This window comes from Phytoactinopolyspora endophytica, assembly GCF_004138495.1.
Taxonomy (GTDB): domain Bacteria; phylum Actinomycetota; class Actinomycetes; order Jiangellales; family Jiangellaceae; genus Phytoactinopolyspora; species Phytoactinopolyspora endophytica.
Genome location: NZ_ML142853.1, coordinates 11148 through 15518, shown reverse-complemented (window position 1 = coordinate 15518; position 4371 = coordinate 11148). Strand labels below are relative to the sequence as shown.

Sequence of the window (4371 nt, the reverse complement as noted above, 5' to 3'; positions counted from 1 at the left end):
GTTGGACGCCCTGGCTGCCGACGGGGTGCGCTTCTCGTCGGCGTTCTGCACGGCTCCCCAGTGCAGTCCGTCCAGAGCGGCCCTCTTCACCGGAAGGTATCCGCATTCCACCGGCGTGATGGGCTTGACTCACCATGGCTGGGACCTCTCGCCCTCGGAAAGGCACGTCGCCTCGCTCCTGGGGGAAGCCGGCTATCGCACGGACCTGATCGGCGTGCATCACGAGTCCAAGCGACGGCCGGATGCGGAGGTCGGTGTCCAGCTAGGGTTCGACCACGTCGATACCGTGGGTGGCAAGCCGTCGGAGTGCCGCGCGGATCGTGTTGCTGATCGGGCGATCGATGTGCTGCGCGCGCGCGCCGCCGAGCCTGGCCAGCCCTTCTATCTCCAGGTCGGTTTCATGGAGCCGCACCGCTTGGCGGGTGCGGGATTCGATGGAATCGCCATGGGCTTCATCGGCGATCACATCGCTCCCGACGACGAGCTCGGAGTGACGATACCGAGCTTCTTGCAGGACGACGAAGGGACCCGCGAGGAGATTGCTGAGCTGCAGGGTGCGGTGCGCTACGTCGATTCTGCCATCGGTCGGATGTTTCGTGCGCTCGAGGATCTGGCGCTGACCGAGAAGACGATCGTGGTGTTCACGACCGATCATGGTCTCGCCCTGCCCCGAGCGAAAGGAACGCTGTACGACCCTGGGTTGGAGACGGCGCTGATCGTGAGGGCTCCGTCGCTCGGTTGGACCGGTGGGCGTGTGGCGTCGGACCTGGTATCGAACGTCGATGTCGTTCCTACGCTGCTCGAGGCCGCCGGCGTCACCGATCCGTCCACGATGCACGGTCGAAGCGTGGCCCCCGCACTGAGGGGAGAAGTGCGCGACGGCATGTATCGGCCGAGGAGCACCATATTTGGTGAGTTCACGTACCACGACTACTACGAACCAATTCGATGCGTTCGTTCGCAGCGATACAAGTTGATCGTCAATTTCGACCACGCGATGACGCACGCCGCGGCATCGACACAGTCATGGCGACCTCGGTCGACACCGCACCCCAATGCCCTCGACTGGTCGAAACGCGAGGTCGAGTTCTACGACCTGCACGAAGATCCGCTAGAAGTTCGCAATAGGGCAACTGATCCCACGGTGCGGGAGGTGGTGGACGAGATGCGGCAAGCGATGCTCGATTGGATGGAGAGGACGTCCGATCCGCTGCTGGACGGCCCGGTTCCCTCACCTCACTACGTGCGGGCGCGTGCCAATCTGCTGAGTGCCCGGAACCTGCCCTGAGATGATCCGCGGGTCCTCGTCGGCGAATGCTCGACCAGACTGGGCCCGTTGTCATCGTTGGGGAGGCGACTGCGGATGATGACGAGGTGTTGGAGAGCTCGGGATCATGCGAGCTCCTCGACGAGGGCGGTACGCGTGAGCAACCAGATGGCATGGGTCGTGTTAGTCCGTGACACGTCACGGACTATGAGAGGAATGTGATGAGTACAGGTCGCGTACTGCGATACTCCGGCCCTGCGGCGGACTGGATGCAGGCGCTCCCGGTTGGGAACGGTCGTCTGGGTGGCATGGTGTTTGGTCACCCCGACAGGGAGCGGATCGCGCTCAATCTGGACACCCTCTGGTCCGGGGGGCCGCGGACGTCGGGATCCGGAGGGCCGCGGACGACCGGACTGCTGGACGGTCCGCGGATCGTCTCGGATGTCCGCCGTGCCGTGCTCGAGGACTGTGACCCGCATGGTGCCGGGGAGGCCTCGATCGCGTTGCAGGGACCCGATCCGGAGTCCTACCAGCCGTTGGGGGACCTGCTGATCGATCTCGAAGAGCGGGTGACTGGGACGGGTGCTTACGAACGGCGGCTCGACCTCGCCACCGGTGTGGCGTGGTCGGCGATCCGTGCCGACGGAATGGTGCGCACCCAGCAGGTGCTGGCCTCCGCGCCGGCTGGGGTGCTGGCCGTGCGGATCGAGCAGGCGGGGCGCCCGCTTCGGCTGCAGGCTCGGATGGATACCCCGCATCGGATGATTCACCGAGGCGGCGAGGGGCCGACGGCGGTCCTCACCGGACGGCTGCCTGTAACCGTGGCGCCGGAGTTTCGCGATATGGATGATCCGGTGCGGTACTCCGACTCCGGCGGGATGGTCTTCGCGATGGCGCTGCGGGCGGTGCTGGACGACGGCGACGAGGGGTCAGTGGCACTTCGTGACGGGGTGCTGACGGTGGACGGAGCGCGGGCCGTGACACTGGTGCTAGGTGCCGTGGACTCGTTCGTCGACTGGCGGGCTGCGCCTGGGCAGGACCCCGTCGCGGTCGCGACTGCGGCGGTCGAAGCCGTGGTTCGGGCACCCGGCTGGTCGGACCTGTCGGCATCCGCTCGCGCCGACCATGGGGAACTGATGGGGCGGGTTCGGCTCGACCTCGGCCCGGCGAGGGCAGAGGAGGCCACCGACGCACGGTTGCGTCGCGTCCAGCAGGGTGAGACGTGCGACGACCTGATCGCGACGGTCGTCGACCTCGGTCGGTATCTGCTGGTGGCGTCGTCCCGCCCGGGGACCCAGGCAGCCAACCTGCAAGGTATCTGGAATGAGCTGGTCCACCCGCCCTGGGCCTCGGACTGGACGGTCAACATCAACACCGAGATGAACTACTGGCCGGCCGAGACCATGGCGCTGCCCGAGTGTGCCGAGCCGTTGATCGACCTGGTCGAGTCGGTAGCCGAGTCGGGTGTGCGCACAGCGCGGGAGCTCTACGACGCACCGGGGTGGGTGGCGCACCACAACGTCGACCTGTGGCGCTCCACCTGGCCCGTCGGGGAAGGCGTCGGGACGCCGAACCATGCCATGTGGCCGATGGGTGGGGTGTGGCTCTCGGCACACCTGGCCGAGCACGCCGCGTTTGCTCCCCATGACCACGATCTCCTGGAGCGTGTGTGGCCGATCCTGCGGGGAGCTGCGCAGTTCGTGCTGTCGTTGCTGATGCGTGATCCTCGGCCGGGGCGGACGCAGGGGCGGTGGGTGAGCGTTCCGTCCACGTCGCCGGAGAACTGGTTCGTGGACTCGAGCGGACGGCATGCCGCGGTGGACGCGATGGTGACGATGGACCTGTGGCTGGTCCGGGAGCTCTTCGGCAACGTCCAGACGATGGCGGATCGCCTTAGTGTCGACGATGAGCTCGTGCAGCGGGTGCGGGCGGTATCCGCGGAGTTGCCCGAGGCGCCGATCGGGCCGGACGGACGGCTGCTGGAGTGGTCAACTCCCCGGGCCGAGGCAGAACCGGGCCACCGGCACATGTCTCACCTCTACGGTCTGCACCCCGGTAGCGAGATCGACCCGTGGAGTACGCCCGAGCTCGCCGCTGCTGCTCGCGCCTCGTTGGAAGAACGGTTGGCACACGGCGGGGGCCACACCGGATGGAGCCGGGCGTGGCTGGTGGCGTTCTGGGCGCGGCTCGGGGACGGGGACAAGGCGCTGGAGAACGTGGACATCATGCTGCGGGACTCGATCGCCGACAATCTCTTCGACCTGCACCCACCCGGATGGTTCCAGATCGACGGGAACCTCGGCGTCGCCGCGGCCGTCGCCGAGATGCTAGTGCAGTCACACACCGATGTGCTGCGGCTGCTCCCCGCTCTCCCGACCCGGTGGCAGACCGGCTCAGTTCGTGGGTTGCGGGCGCGGGGCGGGGTGACCGTGGACCTTCGGTGGCATGACGGGGCTCCGCACTCAGCGCGCCTCGTTTCCCCCCACGATCTCACGCTCGTCGTGGCGTGGTCCGACGGAACCCCGTTCGACGTCCGCCTGTCGTCCGGTACCCCAGTCGACCTCCGATTCTGAGGCCACGGGGCAGGTAAGCGACCGTACCGAGGGCCTGTCTGATAGCTGATGGGCTATGGAGACCCCGCGGGCCCTCCAGCTTCACCGCCGCAGGGCCTTCGAGTGTCTATCGCCCTACGCACGACGAGCAGAACCCGCAGCGCGGAGCAGTGGGATCGGAACGGGCCTCTGCTGCCGTTGAACGAGGTCAAGGTGGGTCGCCCGTTCGGCTTCCACAACCGCCAGCGCCGCCACCCCGCCCTTGGCTGGCTGACACCCGTAGAGTTCGAGAACGCAGCAACGATCAGCGTGGCCTAGATTCCAACGATCTGCCTCCGCGGAAGGTGGGACACACCCCACCTCCACCGAACCCGGGGCGGTTCACTCGTCACCAACCGCCGCGCGTTGGCAGCTCACTCATGCGAACTGATGCCTGGGCTGCTGGATATACCCGGAGTACGCCGCGTCACCGCGGCGATCATCCTGAGTGCATGGTCACACCGCGGCAGGGTGCGTTCCGAGGCCGCGTTCGCTGCTCTCAGCTTGACGCGA

The 4371-nt window shown here is 67.1% G+C and carries 2 protein-coding genes and 1 pseudogene; all 3 read left to right on the top strand.

Going from position 1 to position 4371, the window contains the following annotated elements; all coding sequences use genetic code 11:
- Positions 1 to 1288 (top strand): sulfatase family protein (locus tag ELR45_RS10885; RefSeq protein WP_129665916.1); only part of this gene is annotated, 1288 nt, incomplete at its 5' end.
- A gap of 200 nt (positions 1289 to 1488) precedes the next feature.
- Positions 1489 to 3840 carry a glycoside hydrolase family 95 protein gene (locus ELR45_RS10880; protein WP_129665914.1) on the top strand — a complete coding sequence of 784 codons (2352 nt, stop codon included), beginning with the start codon at positions 1489 to 1491 and terminating at the stop codon, positions 3838 to 3840.
- 417 nt (positions 3841 to 4257) lie between these two features.
- A pseudogene (locus tag ELR45_RS42310) lies at positions 4258 to 4371 on the top strand (IS110 family transposase); the annotation flags it as partial.

Excerpts from the sequence above, each read along its gene's own strand:
- ELR45_RS10880 (WP_129665914.1), top strand. The coding sequence starts at position 1,489 with ATGAGTACAGGTCGCGTACTGCGATACTCCGGCCCTGCGGCGGACTGG.